Origin of the sequence: Pseudodesulfovibrio pelocollis (assembly GCF_030282845.1) — a bacterium.
GTDB lineage: Bacteria > Desulfobacterota > Desulfovibrionia > Desulfovibrionales > Desulfovibrionaceae > Pseudodesulfovibrio > Pseudodesulfovibrio pelocollis.
Genome location: NZ_JASTWE010000029.1, coordinates 1 through 16,935 on the forward strand (window position 1 = coordinate 1; position 16,935 = coordinate 16,935).

General features: G+C 62.4%; 14 protein-coding genes and 2 tRNA genes. 6 read left to right on the plus strand and 10 right to left on the minus strand.

What is annotated here, in order from left to right:
- Window positions 1-43: 43 nt before the first annotated feature.
- Both QQS14_RS10860 and rfbC read right to left on the minus strand, forming a co-directional pair.
- A complete protein-coding gene (locus tag QQS14_RS10860) occupies window positions 44-1,471 on the minus strand; it encodes a mannose-1-phosphate guanylyltransferase/mannose-6-phosphate isomerase (protein WP_285907021.1) in 1,428 nt (475 codons plus the stop codon).
- Window position 1,472: 1 nt separating this feature from the next.
- On the minus strand, window positions 1,473-2,045 hold the full coding sequence (rfbC, locus tag QQS14_RS10865) for a dTDP-4-dehydrorhamnose 3,5-epimerase (RefSeq protein ID WP_285907022.1): 573 nt from the start codon (window positions 2,043-2,045) through the stop codon (window positions 1,473-1,475).
- 191 nt (window positions 2,046-2,236) lie between these two features.
- Here rfbC and QQS14_RS10870 point away from each other — a divergent pair, with 191 nt between their 5' ends.
- Both QQS14_RS10870 and mazG read left to right on the plus strand, forming a co-directional pair.
- Window positions 2,237-2,806: a CvpA family protein gene (locus QQS14_RS10870; protein ID WP_285907023.1), complete on the plus strand. Its 570-nt coding sequence runs from the start codon at window positions 2,237-2,239 to the stop codon at window positions 2,804-2,806.
- A 50-nt stretch (window positions 2,807-2,856) separates the two neighbouring features.
- Window positions 2,857-3,657 carry a nucleoside triphosphate pyrophosphohydrolase gene (gene mazG / locus QQS14_RS10875; protein ID WP_285907024.1) on the plus strand — a complete coding sequence of 267 codons (801 nt, stop codon included), beginning with the start codon at window positions 2,857-2,859 and terminating at the stop codon, window positions 3,655-3,657.
- A gap of 260 nt (window positions 3,658-3,917) precedes the next feature.
- Here mazG and QQS14_RS10880 read toward each other — a convergent pair whose 3' ends face one another.
- The gene (locus QQS14_RS10880) at window positions 3,918-4,844 is read right to left on the minus strand and encodes a M14 family murein peptide amidase A (protein WP_285907025.1); all 927 of its coding nucleotides are present in this window, start codon (window positions 4,842-4,844) and stop codon (window positions 3,918-3,920) included.
- A gap of 556 nt (window positions 4,845-5,400) precedes the next feature.
- Between QQS14_RS10880 and QQS14_RS10885 the strand changes: the two genes are divergently transcribed.
- On the plus strand, window positions 5,401-5,691 hold the full coding sequence (locus QQS14_RS10885; protein ID WP_285907026.1) for a hypothetical protein: 291 nt from the start codon (window positions 5,401-5,403) through the stop codon (window positions 5,689-5,691).
- A 150-nt stretch (window positions 5,692-5,841) separates the two neighbouring features.
- Here the strand turns inward: QQS14_RS10885 and QQS14_RS10890 are convergent, their stop codons facing one another.
- Together QQS14_RS10890 and QQS14_RS10895 are read right to left on the minus strand one after the other, a co-directional pair.
- A complete protein-coding gene (locus tag QQS14_RS10890; protein ID WP_285907027.1) occupies window positions 5,842-7,749 on the minus strand; it encodes an ankyrin repeat domain-containing protein in 1,908 nt (635 codons plus the stop codon).
- 463 nt (window positions 7,750-8,212) lie between these two features.
- Window positions 8,213-8,304: transfer RNA gene (locus tag QQS14_RS10895), tRNA-Ser, on the minus strand.
- A 189-nt stretch (window positions 8,305-8,493) separates the two neighbouring features.
- Here QQS14_RS10895 and QQS14_RS10900 point away from each other — a divergent pair.
- Complete coding sequence (locus tag QQS14_RS10900; RefSeq protein ID WP_285907028.1) at window positions 8,494-8,931, plus strand: Fur family transcriptional regulator; 438 nt, start codon at window positions 8,494-8,496, stop codon at window positions 8,929-8,931.
- A gap of 14 nt (window positions 8,932-8,945) precedes the next feature.
- Here QQS14_RS10900 and QQS14_RS10905 read toward each other — a convergent pair whose 3' ends face one another.
- The 3 genes from QQS14_RS10905 to QQS14_RS10915 form a co-directional block, all read right to left on the minus strand.
- Window positions 8,946-9,932, minus strand: a complete 987-nt coding sequence (locus QQS14_RS10905) for a hypothetical protein (protein ID WP_285907029.1) — start codon at window positions 9,930-9,932, stop codon at window positions 8,946-8,948.
- 141 nt (window positions 9,933-10,073) lie between these two features.
- The gene (gene thiM / locus QQS14_RS10910; RefSeq protein WP_285907030.1) at window positions 10,074-10,877 is read right to left on the minus strand and encodes a hydroxyethylthiazole kinase; all 804 of its coding nucleotides are present in this window, start codon (window positions 10,875-10,877) and stop codon (window positions 10,074-10,076) included.
- Window positions 10,878-10,997: 120 nt separating this feature from the next.
- Window positions 10,998-12,245, minus strand: coding sequence for a DEAD/DEAH box helicase (locus tag QQS14_RS10915; RefSeq protein WP_285907031.1), 1,248 nt, complete (start codon window positions 12,243-12,245; stop codon window positions 10,998-11,000).
- 317 nt (window positions 12,246-12,562) lie between these two features.
- Here QQS14_RS10915 and QQS14_RS10920 point away from each other — a divergent pair, with 317 nt between their 5' ends.
- Both QQS14_RS10920 and QQS14_RS10925 read left to right on the plus strand, forming a co-directional pair.
- Window positions 12,563-13,504: a sulfite exporter TauE/SafE family protein gene (locus tag QQS14_RS10920; RefSeq protein WP_285907032.1), complete on the plus strand. Its 942-nt coding sequence runs from the start codon at window positions 12,563-12,565 to the stop codon at window positions 13,502-13,504.
- A gap of 38 nt (window positions 13,505-13,542) precedes the next feature.
- Window positions 13,543-15,030: a protein adenylyltransferase SelO gene (locus QQS14_RS10925; protein ID WP_285907033.1), complete on the plus strand. Its 1,488-nt coding sequence runs from the start codon at window positions 13,543-13,545 to the stop codon at window positions 15,028-15,030.
- Between the two features lie 221 nt (window positions 15,031-15,251).
- Here the strand turns inward: QQS14_RS10925 and QQS14_RS10930 are convergent.
- A tRNA-Ser gene (locus tag QQS14_RS10930) sits at window positions 15,252-15,345 on the minus strand.
- An 84-nt stretch (window positions 15,346-15,429) separates the two neighbouring features.
- Entirely contained in the window at window positions 15,430-16,923 is a 1,494-nt protein-coding gene (der, locus tag QQS14_RS10935; RefSeq protein WP_285907034.1) for a ribosome biogenesis GTPase Der, read from the minus strand.
- Between the last annotated feature and the right edge of the window lie 12 nt (window positions 16,924-16,935).

The following is a 16,935-nucleotide window of genomic DNA, read 5'->3' on the forward strand; positions in this document are numbered from 1 at the left end:
CCAATCATATCCTTGTGCTTCATGGGAAAATCTCGATTTGCATTTATTTCTTCACTCGTCCGTAGACGTCCTCGAAGCGCACAATGTCGTCCTCTTCAAGGTACGGGCCGCTCTGGATCTCGATGATATCCAGAGGGACCTTGCCCGGATTGGCAAGCCGGTGCTGCGAGGCCTTGGCGATGTCCACCGACTGGTTTTCGACCATGATCCTGACCTCGCCGTCCACCTCCACCTCGGCTGTTCCGTCCACCACCACCCAGTGCTCGCTGCGGTGATGATGCATCTGTGAACTCAACCGCGCCCCGGGATTCACCTGGATACGCTTGATCTTGTAGTGCGGGCCCTCCTCGAGGACGCAGTAGCTGCCCCAGGGGCGGACCACTGTCGGGTGGCTCTCCACCAGCCTGCTGCCCTCGGCCCTGAGGGCGTCCACCACGCCGCGCACCGACTGCACCTGCTTCATGGGGCAACTCAGGGTGGCGTCGCGGGTCTGGACCATTATCATATCCTCAAGTCCCACGGCCGCGAGCTTGCCGCCCTGGCTGATGAGCAGCGAATTGCGGCAGTCCATGGCCAGCACGTCGCCCATGATCACGTTGCCGTTTTCGTCCTTGTCGCCCAGGCGGTACATTGCCTCCCAGCTGCCCAGGTCATCCCACTCGAAGCTGGCGCGGACCACGTCGATGTTGTCGATCTTCTCGACCACGCCGTAATCGACTGAAATATTTGGAATATCCCGGTATCCCTGGACAAGGGGACGCTCTGCCCTGGCCATCCACCAGTCCCACAGATCGGGCTGGCACCGGGCCACCTGTTTCAGAAAATCCCTGGCCCGGAACAGGAACATGCCGCTGTTCCAGAGATGGCTGCCTTTACGCAGAAAATCCTGGGCCGTCGCCAGGTCGGGCTTTTCGACAAAGCCGTCCACGGCGAACACGCCCTCCTCCAGCGACTGGCCGAGCGTGATGTAGCCGTAGCCCGTCTCCGGCTTGGATGGCTCCACGCCAAAGGTGACGAACCGGCCCCGGGCCGCAAGCCGGGACGCCTTGACCAGATCGCCGATCCAGGCCTCGCCATTGCCTATCAGGTGGTCCGACGGGAACACTGCGGCCAGCACCTTTTCGTTGTTGCCGACGACTTGGTCCAGACCGAGCATGATGGCCGGGAGGGTGTTGCGGCTCAAGGGCTCGGCCAGCACCTGTCCGGCCAGTCCGGGGTCAATGGCCGCCACCTGTTTGCGCACCTCAAAGAGGTGCTCCTCGTTGGTCACGACCCAGACTCGGGCGGGCGCAAAGGCGGTCAATACGCGCCGCACGGTCTGCTGGAGCAGGGTCAACTCGCCACCAAGCACCAGCAGTTGCTTGGGCAGCAGGTTGCGGCTCAGGGGCCATAGCCTGGTGCCGGACCCGCCAGCCAGAACGACGGCGTGGCACTCCTCGGCAAATCCGGCCCCGGGATTGGACTCGGGCATGTCAGTTTTCCTCGTGAATGAAGGGGGAATCAAAATCGGCAAAGGAGCCGAGCCTGCGGTCCTTTTCGGACAATATGGGCGGTCGCTCCCCGAGGGCGGGGGTCCAGTCAAAAGCGATGTCCGGGTCGTTCCAGGCGATGCCGCGCTCGTGATCGGGCCTGTAGGGGGCATCCACCTTGTATTGGAACTCGGTGTCCGGCATGATGGTCACATAGGCGTGGCCGAACCCCCTGGGGATATACATGCGCTTGAAGTTGGCGGCACTGAGGATGACGTGCTGGCATCTGCCAAAGGATGGCGCCCCCTTGCGCAGATCCACCACCACGTCGAGCACCGCCCCTCGGGACACCCAGACGAGCTTGGCCTGGGCAAAGGGCGGCAGCTGGAAATGAAAGCCGCGCATCACGCCCGCATCGCGCGAATAGGCGTGGTTGTCCTGCACGAACTCACAGTCGATCCCGACCAGATGAAAGGCTTCCCGGTTGTAGCTTTCCAGAAAGAACCCGCGCTCGTCCTGGAAGACGCGCGGTTCCAGGATCAAAAGGCCGGGGCATTCGGTCTTGTGGACCAGCATCCACTCCTCCCTTGGGTATTATCGTGCGGTTGGTCGTATCAATTAGCCGAGTTCCGGGGCAGACACAAGCCCGCACCGGCAAAACACGGCGACCGCCGGAAAAAAATCGTTCCGGCCAGTTCACATTTCCCCGGCAGTTTGCTAGTGGCATCAGCAGAGAGGGCACCGACACAACCAGCAAGGTAGCACGCATGAATTTTCTGGATTTTCTTCTCATCGGCATAGCCGCCATCTTTCTCATCCGCGGCCTCGTCAGGGGGCTGGTCAGAGAGGTGCTCTCGCTGTCGGCGATCATTCTGGGCGTGTTTCTCGCGTCCCGGTACCAGCATCTGCTGGTGCCCCATCTGGAAATGTACATCAAGAACGAGATGACCGTGGACGGGCTGGCCTATGTCTGCGTGTTTCTTGGCACAGTGACCGTTTTCTGGGCACTGGCCAAGCTCCTCAGATCAGCCCTGGACATCTCCCTGCTCGGCTGGGTGGACAGGACGACTGGTGGCGTCTTCGGCCTCATTGAGGGCGTCCTGGTGGGCCTGATATTCCTGACCTTCATCCAGGCCTTCGCCCCGGAATCGGCCTGGCTCAGGGAATCGACCATCGCCCCGCGCTCGCAGCACATGGTGGGCCTGATGGTGGACCTGGTGCCGGAATCCATGCGCGACACCCTCAAGGGCAAGGGATTCGAGCTGCCCACGGCCCAGGACACCCTCGACGCCGCTCGTGAGGCCCTCGGCCTGCCCGACGAAGGCGAGCCGCAATAACCACGCCGGACAGCCCCCCGCGGCCCGGTCCCACGCAAGGAACACTCGCCATGAGCGAACACGACACCGCCGCCCCATCGGCGGCCCTCCAGGAATTGCGCGACGTCATCGACGCCCTGCTGGGACCCGGCGGCTGCCCCTGGGATCAGGCGCAGACCCCGCAGAGCCTGTGCGACTACCTCGTCGAGGAATCCTTCGAACTCATCGACGGCATCCGCCGGGGCGACAGCGGCGAGGCCATGGAGGAACTCGGGGACGTCTTCTTCATCCTGCTCTTCATCGCCGCCCTGTACGAACGCGCCGAAAGCTTCACCCTGGCCGACTCCCTCAGGCACAGCGCGGCCAAGATGATCCGCCGCCATCCCCACGTCTTCGACGACAAGACCTTTGGCTCGATCCAGGAACTGTGGGACAACTGGGAGCGCACCAAGCGCCGGGAGAACGAAGGCACCGGCCGCAGGCGCGTCTTCGACTCCCTGCCCGCCGGGCTCCCGCCCCTGCTCAAGGCCTATCGGATCAACTCCAAGGCCGCGCGCAACAACTTCACATGGAAGACGGATGAGGATGTGGAGACCCAACTGCGGGCCGAGTGGTACGAATGGCGGCAGGCCATGATCGAGAAGGATGAGGAGGCCGCAGAGCGAGAATTCGGCGACTACCTCTTCACCCTGGTGGAGCTGGGCAGGCGCAAGGGAATCAAGGCCAACGCGGCCCTTGATTTCGCCAACCAGAAGTTCCTGCGCCGTTTTGCGGCCATGGAGGACCTGGCCGAGATACGCGGCCTGGACTTTTCGGAACTGGAGCTTGAGGCCATGAACGTCCTCTGGGACGAGGTCAAGACCGGAGAGTGACCGCTCCCGACCGCCCCTTCCCCTTCCGGGGCGAGGGGGCCGTCAGCGCAACAGGCCAAGCAGGAAGTACACGGCGAAACCTCCGCCGAGGGCGAGATAGATGAAGACTCACGGCGCGCAACGCTCCCTGAGTTTCCAGGCCGCCAGCCCGGCCAGCCCCAGGCCGATAATGGCCGAAATCACGATGAATCCGATCTCTTCCATGAAAGCAGCATACACCCGCCGCCAAGGTCTGTCACGCGGCCCGGGACAGGTGGTCGCTACTTGGCGAAAAACGCCTCGTCCAGCAGGGGGCCGGGCTTGTGGGCCTCGATCACACCCCAGGACGGCAGCGGCGTGGAGTCCACCAGCCAGCGCACGAGGTCGCGCCAGATGGCGGAGATTTCGGTCTGGGAAGGCATGCGCCCGGCTGAATCCAACTCGATGGTGAGCACCGGCACCCCGAACTCGGACGCATAGTTGCCCAGTGTTCCCGGATAGTTGCCCAACTTGCGCAAGGGCAGGCTCCCCAAGCCCTGGGGCGGCACGCCCGGGCCGTCATAGTCCACAAGCCCGAGGGGTGCATGAACCGAAACAATGGCATGGGGCCGAAAGCGCTGAATGAGTTCCACAAGGAACTGCGTCTCAGGCTCGCTCATGGCCCGGGGGCCAGGATAATAGCGCGGGTTGCGCCTGACCGAATCGACCCAGCGCTGGTAGCCGACCTCAAGCCAGAGGGGCGAGGGGAAATTCCGGTTGATATCCACGCCGCGATGATTGGTGCGGGTGGAGTTATCCCGAAGCAATCCATCCGGGTTGAGCAGCGGTACAAAGACCCAGTGGAACAAGCCGGAATGATGAACATCGAGAATCTGCATCCACTTGAACACGATGCTGATGGACGAATACTCGTCGCCATGGGTGCCACCGAGCACCAGAACGCGCGACTGCGGCTGCCTGTTCTCCAGCGGCGGATACTCCTTGACCATCAGGGGGAACCCCTCGGAGGAGAATGCGTGTGTGCAGAGCATCCCGCTGCCCCGGCACTCGTCGTAATCGACGCTGGCCAGCTTGGAGGAGATGGCGCGGCACGCCTGATCAAGGCTGACCGGGGCCGGAAGCTCCGTCTCCGCCCGCCCCAACCCGGCATGCAGCACGAGGCTCACGGCCAGGACGCATGATACCGCCCAAACTCTGTATATCTTCATTTGCCCGCCGTTCGTGATCCTGTGTGCCGCCAACGCGCCGACCGCATCGCGCAAACACTGTTTGCCCGCCACCCATGCGGGCCGCCTCAATCCGCAGGGCACACCCCTGTCCGTCCGGGCCGCCGCCATGAATGCCCCCGCCAAGCCGACCGTTCAACCCCAAGCAAAGCCCGGGCCCTGTCCATCCCTGTGCGTACGATTGCCGACCATGCAGGAGAATTGTTTCGGGAAGCAAGCGCAAAATGGCGCTCAAAACCATAACAGAACTCCCCAGACGAGACAATACGTCAATCCGGCCTCCATGCGGGAAACGGCGGGCTAGGACGCCACGGGCATTGGAGCAGGCGCGCGGCGCATCTCAAGCCCCGGGCTGCGCATTTTTCGCGGGCACCATCTAAAGACATGCGGATTCCGGCCGATAAGGCTGATGGAGGATCATTTCGTCCGCAGTCCGGGGAGAGGCTGGCCAGGGCGAACATCCCGTCAAGGCGAAAGAATTTCCATTCACGGCGAATGGAGAGGCGTTGTTTCCGGCCAGAAGGCGGGAGGGTAGACTATGACCATGGCAATCGGCGGTTTCGGGGGCTTCTCGCCCTTCGACCAGCAGACGTTTGGCGCTGCCGTGGTATCGAAGACCATGGATTACATGAACAATCAGGGCGGCAGCCCGGGCTTCGCCCCGGTGGACAAGGCGTCCACCGGCGGTGCCCTCGTCAGCAAGACCCTGGATTACATGAACTCCGGGCCTTCGTTCAGCGACAGCACGGGCATGGCCCAAAGTTACGACTTCCAGACCAGCGTCCTCGGCGCACACGCCAAGGGCTCCATCATCAACACCATGATCTGACGGCCCGGAAACGACGCCAACAAAGAACCCCGCCCCCTGAAAACGGGAGGCGGGGTTCCGAGTGTTCAGGTCATACCTGTCTCACTACCCACTTAAAACCACATTCTTTCCGACGGCGAAGCACGCCGCGTCCCGCTGCGAAAAAAGTTTCTACTTGGTCTTTTTCAGCCGTATCTTGTTGTCGATGATCAGCATTCCCTTCTCAAGCTGCCATTTCATGGAAGTGGGCGGAGCGCCGACAGGGGCCCAAATCATGGTATCGCCGTTGAAGGTGTACGTTCCCTTCTGCGCAGCGATTGTCTCGTTCATGGTGCCCTTGGGGAATTGTTTCATGACCTCCGGCGTCAATTTCGAATTGAAATCAAAGGTGCCGTTCTTGTTCAACACAATCGTGTACACGGCCTGCGGCATCCCGTCCTGAAAGCCTTTCCATGTGCCGAGCAGCGCGTCCACGATGACGCTCTTGCGGACAATGGGAGCCTCCGGCTTGACGCCTTGTGATTCGAGCAGCGACACGCTGCCCGCGTTGCCCGCCCGGTTGGCGTAGCTCATGACCGTTTCGCCTGCGCCGTTTGTCTTCTGGGCGTCTGCGCCCTTCTCCATGAGGAGCTTCACGAGTTTTTGATTGCCTGCTCCGGCCGCAAGCATCAGTGCGGTTTCGCCCTTGTCATTCACCATGTCGAGGTTCGCGCCCTTGCTGATCAGCAGGGCAGCCCGTTCGTATCCCTGCCCGATGTTGGACTGTTGGGCAGCGGCCATGAGCGCGGTCCAGCCGTTTGCGGCCTGGAAATCGACGTTGCCCCGCCCGGACAAGAGGTGCTTGATGATTGTAAGGTTGTCCTTGTTCTTGAATGGATCAGGATTCGTGGCCGCTGCAACCAGCGGGGTCACGAGAATGTTCACAGGCGACTTCACATTTATCTCCGCGTCGGCATCAACCAGGGTCTTCACCATGTCGGCATGGGTTTGATGCACGGCAAGCATGAGCGCCGTGGAGCCCGATTTGTCAAAAATATCGAGCTTTGCCTTGCTCTTGATCAGATATTTGGCCGCAGCGATCTGGTTTGCCCCTGCCGCGTAATGCAGCGGCGTTCCGCCCGTGGCCAACCCCTCGAGGTCGATGGCCGCACCATTGTCCAGCAGCAGCCTGGCGGCATCGACAAAGCCGAATTGTGAGGCCAGGTGCAGGGCGGCCATGCCGCCGCCGTCCTGCCCGATCTTCTGCAAATCGAGTTGTGGCTTGAAGGTGATGAATTTTTCCATAAATTTGAAAATTGTCTTTGAATCATCGCCGCCGAGGCTGCTGATGGCCGTCATGAGCGTCGTGCTTCCGCCATTATCCACATGGTTGATGTCCGCTCCATTGGCCACGAGGTAGTCGAGCACTTCGCGTTGCTTGTGCAGAAATACCGTCGTCAGTACGGACTTGCCGGAGTTGTCAGCAGTATTGATGGTCGCTCCGTGCTTGTGCAGGAACTTCAGCGTCTCGAAGTCTTCGTACTCAGAGATGAACCAGAGTGACGACTCACCGTCCTTGGTCCGTGCGTTGATGTCGAGGCCCTTTCCCTGGGTGACGAGCACCTGGATCACGTCCGCATGGTCCCTCTGCGCGGCCTTGATGAGCGCCGTATTGCCCCTTGATTCCGGGGTGCTGTCCGTCCGGTCCTTGGCGTTCACCTTGGCGCCCATACGCAACAGGATGGCGACGATGTCCGCCTGCCCTGTGTGCGAGGCGAGGATGAGCGGCGTGCGCTCCCAATCGCCCCAGGCATCATAACTCACGCTGCGTTTGTTGACGTCCACTCCGGGAGATTGCAGAATCAATCTGGTGATGTCCGGGTTTTGGCTCCGCAGCGCCCAGCACAGCATGGAGTCGTGGTCGTATATGGCGTTGACGTCGGCGCCGCGCCCTATCGCGTCTCTGACCTTGGCTAAATCGTTCCTGTAGATGGCTTCATACAACGGTGGCCAGGGGACTTTCTCCGAGTATGCGAGAGCCGGGACTGACGTACTCAACACCAACAAAACCACCACGGCGATCTGGAACGCGGCCTTCATTCTCACTTGATACCCCTCAAGATTTCGCTTGGTGCTGGATCGCTCTCGCTCTCCCGCCTGCGTCCCGTGGCTTTGGTTTCCACAGAGGGCATCTGGAGTGAGAGTGTGCCGAGGTCGGCTGAAACATGATGGACAGGCGAAGCATAACGGCCGGAAAAACTGAAGCAGGTGTTTCATGACGTCCCAGCAGCGATTGCCGCCAAAGTCGCCTTGCTGCCTGCAACACCCGTGTTGGGAGATTTTCACGCTACGGACTTGAGCGCAAGCACAATAACGAATTCGTAGAGCTTCGTGCGTAGAAAACGAGATTTGGCACAGACCATCACCCTGCTGTTTCGTGGCCTGGAATCTTCCGAAGAATTGTCAGGCCCTGGAATAACTCATCAAGACGTGCCAAACACAACAAAAAAGCCCTCATTTTGAGGGCTTAAGACACTTCTTGGCATGAAGCGATTTTTTAGAATGGCGGAGAGGGAGGGATTCGAACCCCCGGACGGGTTGCCCCGCCTCTGGTTTTCAAGACCAGCGCATTAAACCGAGCTCTGCCACCTCTCCGTGGGGGCCGACATCCAGCGCGGGGAGCCGGAAACAGGCAACTGGTTGTAGGAACCGGGCCCGGGAATGTCAAGCCGGTGAATCAAAATCGATAAGACCGGGCAGGGACACAATGGCATTTGACATGGAACCCGGCATCCCGTATGGGGAAGATGAAAATGATATTCAAACAAAACGACCGGATATAGTATGAAATCTCCGCAAGAAGTGTTCGCCGACTTTCTGGCCGACAGGAATCTGAAGACAACGCCCCAGCGTCGTCTGATCCTGGATACCCTGCTCAAGCAAAACGACCACCTCTCGCCGGAGGAACTTTACGCCAAGGTCAAAAAGCGCGACAAGTCCATCGGGCAGGCCACGGTCTACCGCACGCTGAAGCTGCTCAACGAATCCGGGCTCATCGAGCCGCTGGATTTCGCCGACGGCGTGACCCGCTACGAGCCGAGCTACGGCGAGGAACACCACGACCACCTCATCTGCGAGCGGTGCGGCAAGAACATCGAGATTCTCGACACGGTCATCGAACGCCGTCAGGAGGAACTCGCCGCCGAGCACGGCTTCACCCTGCTGCGGCACAAGATGTATCTCTACGGCATGTGCGGGGAGTGCCGAAAAAAGAAACAATAGACCGAAAGCCCGCCCTACTGGACCTTCTCCAGAAATTCCGCCAGGGAGGATATCTCCCCCTGCACGGGCTTCCACAGGAAGCCGCCGCCCCCCTGCTCGCCCTCGGCCGTGAACTGTATGCCCATGCCGAGGGCTCCTCCACCGCCCTTGAAGCGGCTGCGTATCGTCCCTATCACCGTGAAATAGGTGAACTTCCTTGACTGCGGATTCCACACGCTCACCCGCAGGACCAGCTGATTGCCCACCGCGACGGGCGGTATCTGCCCCTTGGGATTGATGATTAGCAGACGGATGCCGCCGGCCGAGATATTCTCTACACTCAAGCGCATCTTGTCGCCGTAGTGCGCGGGATTGTTAATTGTCTGCAAGTCCGGCTTGACCAGCCAGAAGGATTTCCGCTTGCGAGCATCCCAAGCCTTGACGCGCACCGCACCCTCCATGGCGACCTTCTTGCGGTCGTGCCTGCGCCGGATGATGAAGCGGTAGCGGATGGGCGTGAGCAACATCAGCTCCTTGATCACCGAGCCGCGCTTTTTCACATTGCCGATCAGGGTGATGAAGGAATTGATCTTGCGGCCCGAGTAGGCAAAGGGCTTGACGAAACAGACCACGTGCATGTTCTTGAGCTTCAGGGTCGTGGGTTTGACGTTGACCAGCTCAAGCTGCATCCTGCCGCCCACCACGGCCGAGATGCGCGCGTTGCACAGGAATTTGCCCACCACGCCGCCCGAGTAGAGGTAGATGTCGAGCATGACGCCCTTGGACACGAGGTAGTTCTCGACGATGGTCTGACTGCGACCGGCCAGCAGGCGCGAAAAGAAGCGCAGAAAGGCGAAACCCAGGGTGTGGCGGTAGTACCAGAGGGCCATGACCAGCACCACTGGCGCGACAAAGGCCAGGATGGTCGCAAAGACCTCTATCAGGTCCAGCCGCGACGAGCCGCTGCCAAAGGTGCGCTGCACGTCGCGCAGGTAGTCCAGTTGCACATGGAAATCGAGCATTGTCCCGCCGTGAACCGTTCAGTGACCCGGTGACACTTGCCGCCGGTCAGAGCCTTGCAATTTCGATACCTTCCGAGAGCCGGGAGCTTTCCTTCATCCCTATACGTCCCCCACGGCCCGATGGCAAGGCGCGGTCCGGGCTCACGATCCTTCGACCCGGAAGAGCCGCCCGGCATCGGCGGCGTCGAGGGCATGGAGGGCGTCGAGGAAATGCAGCTGCATGGTGCCCGGCCCTGTGGCCCTGGCACCGGCCAACGCTCCGGCCATGGCCATGCAGGCCATGCCGTGGACAGTGGCCTCGAAGGGGTCCGGGTTGACGGCCGCAAAGGCGGCGCACAGGGCCGTGGCCGTGCAGCCCAGCCCGGTGACGCGCGGCATGAGGGCATGGCCCCCGAAAACCCGGCACACACGGTGGCCGTCCGTGACCACGTCCGATTCGCCGCTGACGCAGACCACGCAGCCCCGCGCCCGGGCCAGTATCCGGGCACTGTCCAGCGCCGCGTCCGTGGAGCGGGTGGAGTCCACGCCCTTGGCCCCGCCCGACTCCCCGGCCAGGGTCAGCACCTCTGAGCCGTTGCCCCTTATGATCGTTGGCCGGTGCGCGTCGAGCAGGGAGAGGGAAGTGGCCGTGCGCAGGCCGGACGCGCCCGCGCCCACCGGATCGAAGACCACCGGGATGGGCCTGGCCGCAGCAGCCGCCCAGGCGGCGCGCATGGCGCGGATGTCGGGCTGGTTGAGGGTGCCGATGTTGACCACCAGGGCATGGCTGATGGCCACCAGATCAACGGCCTCCTCCTCGGCGTGGGACATCAGCGGCGAACCACCCAAGGCCAGCAGGGCGTTGGCCGTGGGGTTGGCCACCACCACGTTGGTGATGTTCAGCACCAGCGGGCCTGTCTCACGTATCAATTTGAGATCATGAAGAAAAGAATCAACATTCGCCATCGCGTCCTCCAGGTTGCCGCCGCCCAGGCGGCATGATCAGGCTACACCGCACCTTGAAAAAGCACAACGCCCCGGGCGCGAATGAACGCGCCCGGGGCGGGGATTGGTGTGAATGAACGCCTAGCGGGAGGCGCGCTGTCCGCCCCGGCGGCCCCGCTGCGCGCGGCGGCCCTGGCTCTCTGCCGGGACAGCCCCGCCCCGGGGGCGGCCCTGGCTCACGCCGGGCTTGGCCGTGAAAGGCTGGTCGTAGTCGAAACCGTCCATGGTGCGCACTTCCACACGACGGCCGAGCACCCGCTCGATGTCGCGCACCACGAGGTGGTCTTCGCGGGTGATCAGGCTCAGGGCCTCGCCCGTGCGCCCTGCCCGGCCGGTGCGGCCGATGCGGTGGGTATAGGTCTCGGCCGTGTCCGGCGCATCGAAATTGATGACATGGGAGATGCGCTCGCAGTCAATGCCCCGGGCCGCGATGTCGGTGGCGACCATGATGTCGAAATCCCCGCAGCGGAAGCCGTCGAGGGCGCGCTGGCGCTGATTCTGGCTCATGTTGCCCTGGAGAAAGGTGGTGTTCAGCCCGCTCAGGCCAAGCCGCTTGGCCAGGTTTTTGGCCTTGTGCTTGGTGCGGGTGAAGATGAGCACGCTTTCACGGTTGAGAGAGCCGATGAGGGCCTCGAGCAAATTCGCCTTGAGGTGGTCGGACACCGGGTAAAAGGCCTGGGACACGCTCTTGACCGGCTCGGTGTTGGACACCTGGACCCGGGCCGGGTCCACCAGGATGGTATCGGCCAGCTTGCGGATGTCGGCGGGCATGGTAGCCGAGAAGAGCAGGTTCTGCCGCTTGGCGGGCAGCCGCTCCATGATCCTTTTGAGATCGGGCATGAAGCCCATGTCGAGCATGCGGTCCGCCTCGTCCAGGACCAGGGTGTCCACATGGTCGAGCCGGATGTCGCCCTGGCGCAGCAGGGCCAGGAGTCGGCCCGGGCAGGCCACCACCACGGTGGACCGGCGGGCGGCGTTGATCTGCGGGTTGAAACCCACGCCGCCGAAGACGCAGGCGCTGCGGATGCCGGTCTGCCGACCGAGGACATCAAAGGTCTCCTGGATCTGGAGGGCCAGCTCGCGGGTGGGGGCGAGCACCAGGGTGCGCACCGGACCCTGGCCGCGGGCGTCCGAGTCGAGGAGGCGCTGGAGAATGGGCAGGGCAAAGGCAGCGGTCTTGCCGGTGCCGGTCTGGGCTAGGCCCATGACATCGCGCCCCTTGAGCACTTCGGGGATGGCAACGGTCTGGATGGGGGTGGGGACGGTAAAGCCACAGGACTTGATGCCAGCGTTGATACGCTGGTCAAAAGAGAAACAATCAAAGGTCACAAAATATCCTAGGGTGAAAAGAGGAAATCTACGACTGCGCGTGACGGCTGTCGCATTCCGGCTGCGCCGGATGTCATTGCAGGTCTCTGGGACGAGGTGGATCATATGCCCGATGGGGCAGGGAGGATTTTCGTGCGTCCAGTCACGCTGAGTAGGGCCTTATATACGCATCCCTGCGCGATTGTAAAGGGGTAAGGCGACATGTGCCCCGCCCGCCCCGCCCACCGGCTGGAAATCATTTGCCGCAGCGTCCGCTTGCATCCAGCGGCGCGGCCATGCTACCACACCAGTCACTGGAGTGCGCAGGAGGTGTTGCCATGTATTTCCCGGTCGCAGGCATCGAGGTTTCGCCGTGGGTTCCGCCGCTGGTGGCCATGGCGGTATCCTTCTTCACCTCCATGGGCGGCGTGTCGGGCGCGTTCCTGCTGCTGCCGTTCCAGATGTCCTTTCTCGGCTATGCCTCGCCTTCGGTCAGCGCCACCAACCATCTCTTCAACATCGTGGCCATCCCGAGCGGCGTGCTGCGCTATCTGCGCGAGGGGCGCATGGTCTGGCCCCTGACATGGATCGTCATCGCAGGCACCCTGCCCGGGGTGCTCATCGGCGCGGTCGTCCGCGTCACCTGGCTACCGGACGCCAGCAATTTCAAACTGTTCGCCGGGGCGGTGCTGCTCTATATCGGCATCAAGATGGTCCGCGACCTGACGGGCCGGTCCAACGGATCGGCCAAGGCCGCGTCCGAGCACCGATTCCAGGAACTGGTCAGAAAGCACCGCAGCAAGGCCGGTTCCGGCGAGCCGCTGCCCGTGGTGAGGACCATCGCCTTCAACCTGCGGCGCACCTGCTACGAATTCTACGGCGAGCGCCACGATGTGTCCACGCCGGGCATCTTTGCCCTGAGCTTTTTCGTGGGCATCGTGGGCGGCACCTACGGGATCGGCGGCGGGTCCATCGTGGCCCCGTTCTTCGTCACGGTCTTCGGCCTGCCTATCTACACCGTGGCCGGGGCCGCACTCATGGGCACCTTTGTCACCTCGGTGGCGGGCGTGGCTTTCTACCAGTTCCTGGCCCCGTTCCACCCGGACATGGCCGTTGGCCCGGACTGGCTGCTGGGCATCCTCTTCGGCCTGGGCGGCATGGTCGGCATGTATCTGGGCGCGCGCTGCCAAAAGCACGTCCCGGCCCAGGTCATCAAGTGGATGCTCGCCGTCGTGGTCCTTGGCACGGCCCTCAAATATGGATATGGGGCGCTGTTTTAACCCCAGCTCCCCTTTCTTAATCAAGACAAGGAATACAAGTGGCTATTACTGACACCATCAGTGTGGCGAGTTCCGATATGGGCTGGAACTTCGATAACAGCTATGCCCGGTTACCCAATTCATTATATACCCTAATCGACCCGGTTCCGGTGCGCGAGCCACGCCTGGCCGTGCTCAACCGAGCGCTCTGCGAGTCTCTTGGCCTGGACGCCGGGGCGCTGGACTCTGACGCCGGGGCCGCCATCTTTTCCGGCAACATGCTCCCCGAGGGCGCCCAGCCCCTGGCCCAGGCTTACGCCGGGCACCAGTTCGGGTCTTTCACCATGCTCGGCGACGGCCGGGCCATCCTGCTGGGCGAACAGATAACACCTCAGCGCGAGCGCTTTGACATCCAGCTCAAAGGATCGGGCCGGACCCCCTTCTCCCGCAGTGGCGACGGACGCGCGGCCCTCGGCCCGATGCTGCGGGAATACATCATCAGCGAGGCCATGCACGGGCTTGGCATTCCCACGACCCGCAGTCTTGCCGTTGTGGTTACCGGGGAGCCGGTGCAACGCGAGACCTCCCTGCAGGGGGCAATCCTGACCCGCGTTGCGGCCAGTCACATTCGGGTTGGCACCTTTGAATACCTCTCGACCCGGGGCGACCTTGAGGGCCTGCAGGCCCTTGCCGACCACGTCCTGGACCGGCACTTCCCTGCGCTCAAGGAGGATGCGAACCCGTATCTGGGGCTTTTCCATACTGTCATGCAACGGCAGGCCTCGCTGGTGGCCAAGTGGCTGCATGTTGGCTTCATCCATGGGGTCATGAACACCGACAACATGTCGATTTGCGGTGACACCATCGATTATGGCCCGTGCGCCTTCATGGACGCCTATGATCCGGCAACGGTGTTCAGTTCCATCGACCAGGGCGGGCGCTACGCCTATGGCAACCAACCGCACATGGCCCAGTGGAACCTGGCGCGCTTTGGCGAAACGCTCCTGCCCCTGCTGCACAAGGATACGCACAAGGCCGTCGAGCTGGTCCAGGAGGCCATCCAGACCTTCCCGGAGCTGTTCCGCAGGGCATGGCTCTCCGGGATGCAAGCCAAGCTCGGGCTGTTCACCCAGGAGCCTGACGACCTCTCCCTGGTCAAGGATCTGCTTACGGGCATGCAGGAAGGCCGGGCAGACTACACCAACACCCTGCGCGCGCTTGCGTCGGCAGCGATGCAGCGGGCTCCGGCGCTTCAGATCCCGGCCTTGACGGAATGGCTGAGCCGTTGGCAGGCGAGGCTGACACGACAGCCGCAAGACCTGGACGCGGCCCGCAGCGTGATGCGCGCGCACAACCCTGCGCTCATCCCGCGCAACCACATCGTTGAAGAAGTCCTTGAGAAAGCCACAAGGCACGGGGATTACGCTCCACTGAAGCGGCTGCTGGCCGCTCTGTCCAGCCCCTACGAGGAGAGGCCGGAAGACGCCCCCTACCGCCAGCCTCCCGACCCGTCGGCACAGCCCTACCAGACCTTCTGCGGCACCTGACATCCCTTTGCGGCGCGAATTCATGCGTTTTTCCGGCTGCCACCGGCCTGACTGACGGTGAGCCTTCCGGGTGGGACCGCAGGAGGGATGCCGCTGGCGTCCGGCCTCGCCCCAAGGCATCGCAGCGTGATTCTGCACAACTGTTAACACCTTGTTCCACACTTCCCGATTCTCACCCACGCGAAAAGGGCTTGCGACATTCATCGCAAGCCCTTGAAATCTGGCGGAGAAGGAGGGATTTGAACCCTCGATACGGCTCTACACCGTATACACGCTTAGCAGGCGTGCGCCTTCAGCCAACTCGGCCACTTCTCCTGGCTCGAATCCGGGCCGCAAGGCGGGCCGGGTCGAGGAAGAACGCTCTACCCTTTTCCGTCGGTCCTTGTCAACACGCCGGTCCTATTTCTCTTTCTTGTCCCGTTCATCGCGGCGGCGCTTGCTCTTGAGGGCCTTGAACCTGTCCTCGTGGCGGCGCGTCTTGGCCCCGCCGATGCGCTCGCGACCGGGGCCGCGCTTGCCCAGGGCAGAGATACCCCGGCTCTTCTCCCACTCCTTCTTGTCGTGGCTGGAACGGAAGACGACATCGACCGGCGCGGAATTGATGCCCAGCAGCTTGCGAAACTGGTTCTCCAGGTACCGGGCGTAGGACTCCTTGACCAGGGTATGGTCGTTGCAGAAAAAGACAAAGGTCGGAACCGCCTCGTCGGCCTGGGTGACATAGAAGAACTTGGGCCTGCGGCGCTTGACCACCGGGGGCTGGAGCTTTTCCACCACCTGGGCCAGGGCGCGATTGAGTATGCCGGTGCCGATGCGGATTTCGCACTCGCGGCGCAGGGTCTCTGCCACGGGAATGATCTTGCCGATGCCCACGCCCTTGTTGGCCGAGGTCATGATCAGGGGCACATGCGGGATGATGCGCAGTTCCTCGCGGAAGGCCTCCAGGGCGCGCTTGGTCTCGCCTCGCGGGATGAGGTCCGCCTTGTTGACCACGACCATGAACGGCGTCTTTTCCTTGGACAAGAACTCGATGAGCCGCTTGTCCTGCCTGCCCACGCCCAGGGTGATGTCGATGACCAGGATGGTCACGTCCGAGCGCTTGGAGTTCTTGAGTGCCCGGATGACGCTGATCTTTTCCAGGTGTTCCTGGATGTTGGCGCGCCTGCGCACGCCAGCGGTGTCCACGAAGGTGTAGCGCTTGTCCTGGCGCTCGAAGGTCACGTCGATGGAGTCCCGGGTGGTGCCCGCCACATCGCTGACAATGAGCCGGTCGGTGCCGATGATGCGGTTGATGAGGGACGACTTGCCCGCGTTGGGGCGGCCGAGCATGGTCAGGCGCAGCCCCCGCTCGGTGGTGTCCTCCTCGTCGGTGTCCATGCCCAGGTCGAGGACGAACCGGCGGACCTTCTCGCGCACCTCGTGCAGATTGTAGCCGTGGGCCGCCGAGACCGGAATCACGGGCAGCCCCAGGGCGTGGAACTCCGCCGTTCTCTGGGCCGCGAGCTCATGGCTGTCCACCTTGTTCACCAGGACCATGACCGGTTTGCCGCTGCGGCGGACGAACTCGGCGGCCTGCTCGTCCAGGGGGCTCATGCCATGCTTGCCGTCAACCACGAAGAGGATGGCGTGGGCCTCGTTGATGGCCTCGCGCGCCTGCTCGAAAATCTCGTCCTCGAAATCCTTGCTCAGTTCCGGCGTGGCCTCGGATTCGAGGACCATGCCGCCAGTGTCCACCAGATCGAACTTGACATCGCCCATCTGACATTCACCATAGATGCGGTCGCGCGTCACACCGGGCAGATCGTGGGTAATGGCTCGCGACTTCCGAAGCAGCCGGTTGAAAAGGGTGGACTTGCCAACATTGGGGCGTCCCACGAGGGCGACGATGGGCAGCATGGGTACAGACTC

Excerpts from the sequence above, each read along its gene's own strand:
- QQS14_RS10900 (WP_285907028.1), top strand. The coding sequence starts at position 8,494 with ATGAAATCTCCGCAAGAAGTGTTCGCCGACTTTCTGGCCGACAGGAAT.
- QQS14_RS10890 (WP_285907027.1), bottom strand. The coding sequence starts at position 7,749 with ATGAAGGCCGCGTTCCAGATCGCCGTGGTGGTTTTGTTGGTGTTGAGT.
- QQS14_RS10870 (WP_285907023.1), top strand. The coding sequence starts at position 2,237 with ATGAATTTTCTGGATTTTCTTCTCATCGGCATAGCCGCCATCTTTCTC.
- QQS14_RS10920 (WP_285907032.1), top strand. The coding sequence starts at position 12,563 with ATGTATTTCCCGGTCGCAGGCATCGAGGTTTCGCCGTGGGTTCCGCCG.
- der (WP_285907034.1), bottom strand. The coding sequence starts at position 16,923 with ATGCTGCCCATCGTCGCCCTCGTGGGACGCCCCAATGTTGGCAAGTCC.
- rfbC (WP_285907022.1), bottom strand. The coding sequence starts at position 2,045 with ATGCTGGTCCACAAGACCGAATGCCCCGGCCTTTTGATCCTGGAACCG.
- QQS14_RS10860 (WP_285907021.1), bottom strand. The coding sequence starts at position 1,471 with ATGCCCGAGTCCAATCCCGGGGCCGGATTTGCCGAGGAGTGCCACGCC.
- mazG (WP_285907024.1), top strand. The coding sequence starts at position 2,857 with ATGAGCGAACACGACACCGCCGCCCCATCGGCGGCCCTCCAGGAATTG.
- QQS14_RS10880 (WP_285907025.1), bottom strand. The coding sequence starts at position 4,844 with ATGAAGATATACAGAGTTTGGGCGGTATCATGCGTCCTGGCCGTGAGC.
- thiM (WP_285907030.1), bottom strand. The coding sequence starts at position 10,877 with ATGGCGAATGTTGATTCTTTTCTTCATGATCTCAAATTGATACGTGAG.
- QQS14_RS10885 (WP_285907026.1), top strand. The coding sequence starts at position 5,401 with ATGACCATGGCAATCGGCGGTTTCGGGGGCTTCTCGCCCTTCGACCAG.
- QQS14_RS10905 (WP_285907029.1), bottom strand. The coding sequence starts at position 9,932 with ATGCTCGATTTCCATGTGCAACTGGACTACCTGCGCGACGTGCAGCGC.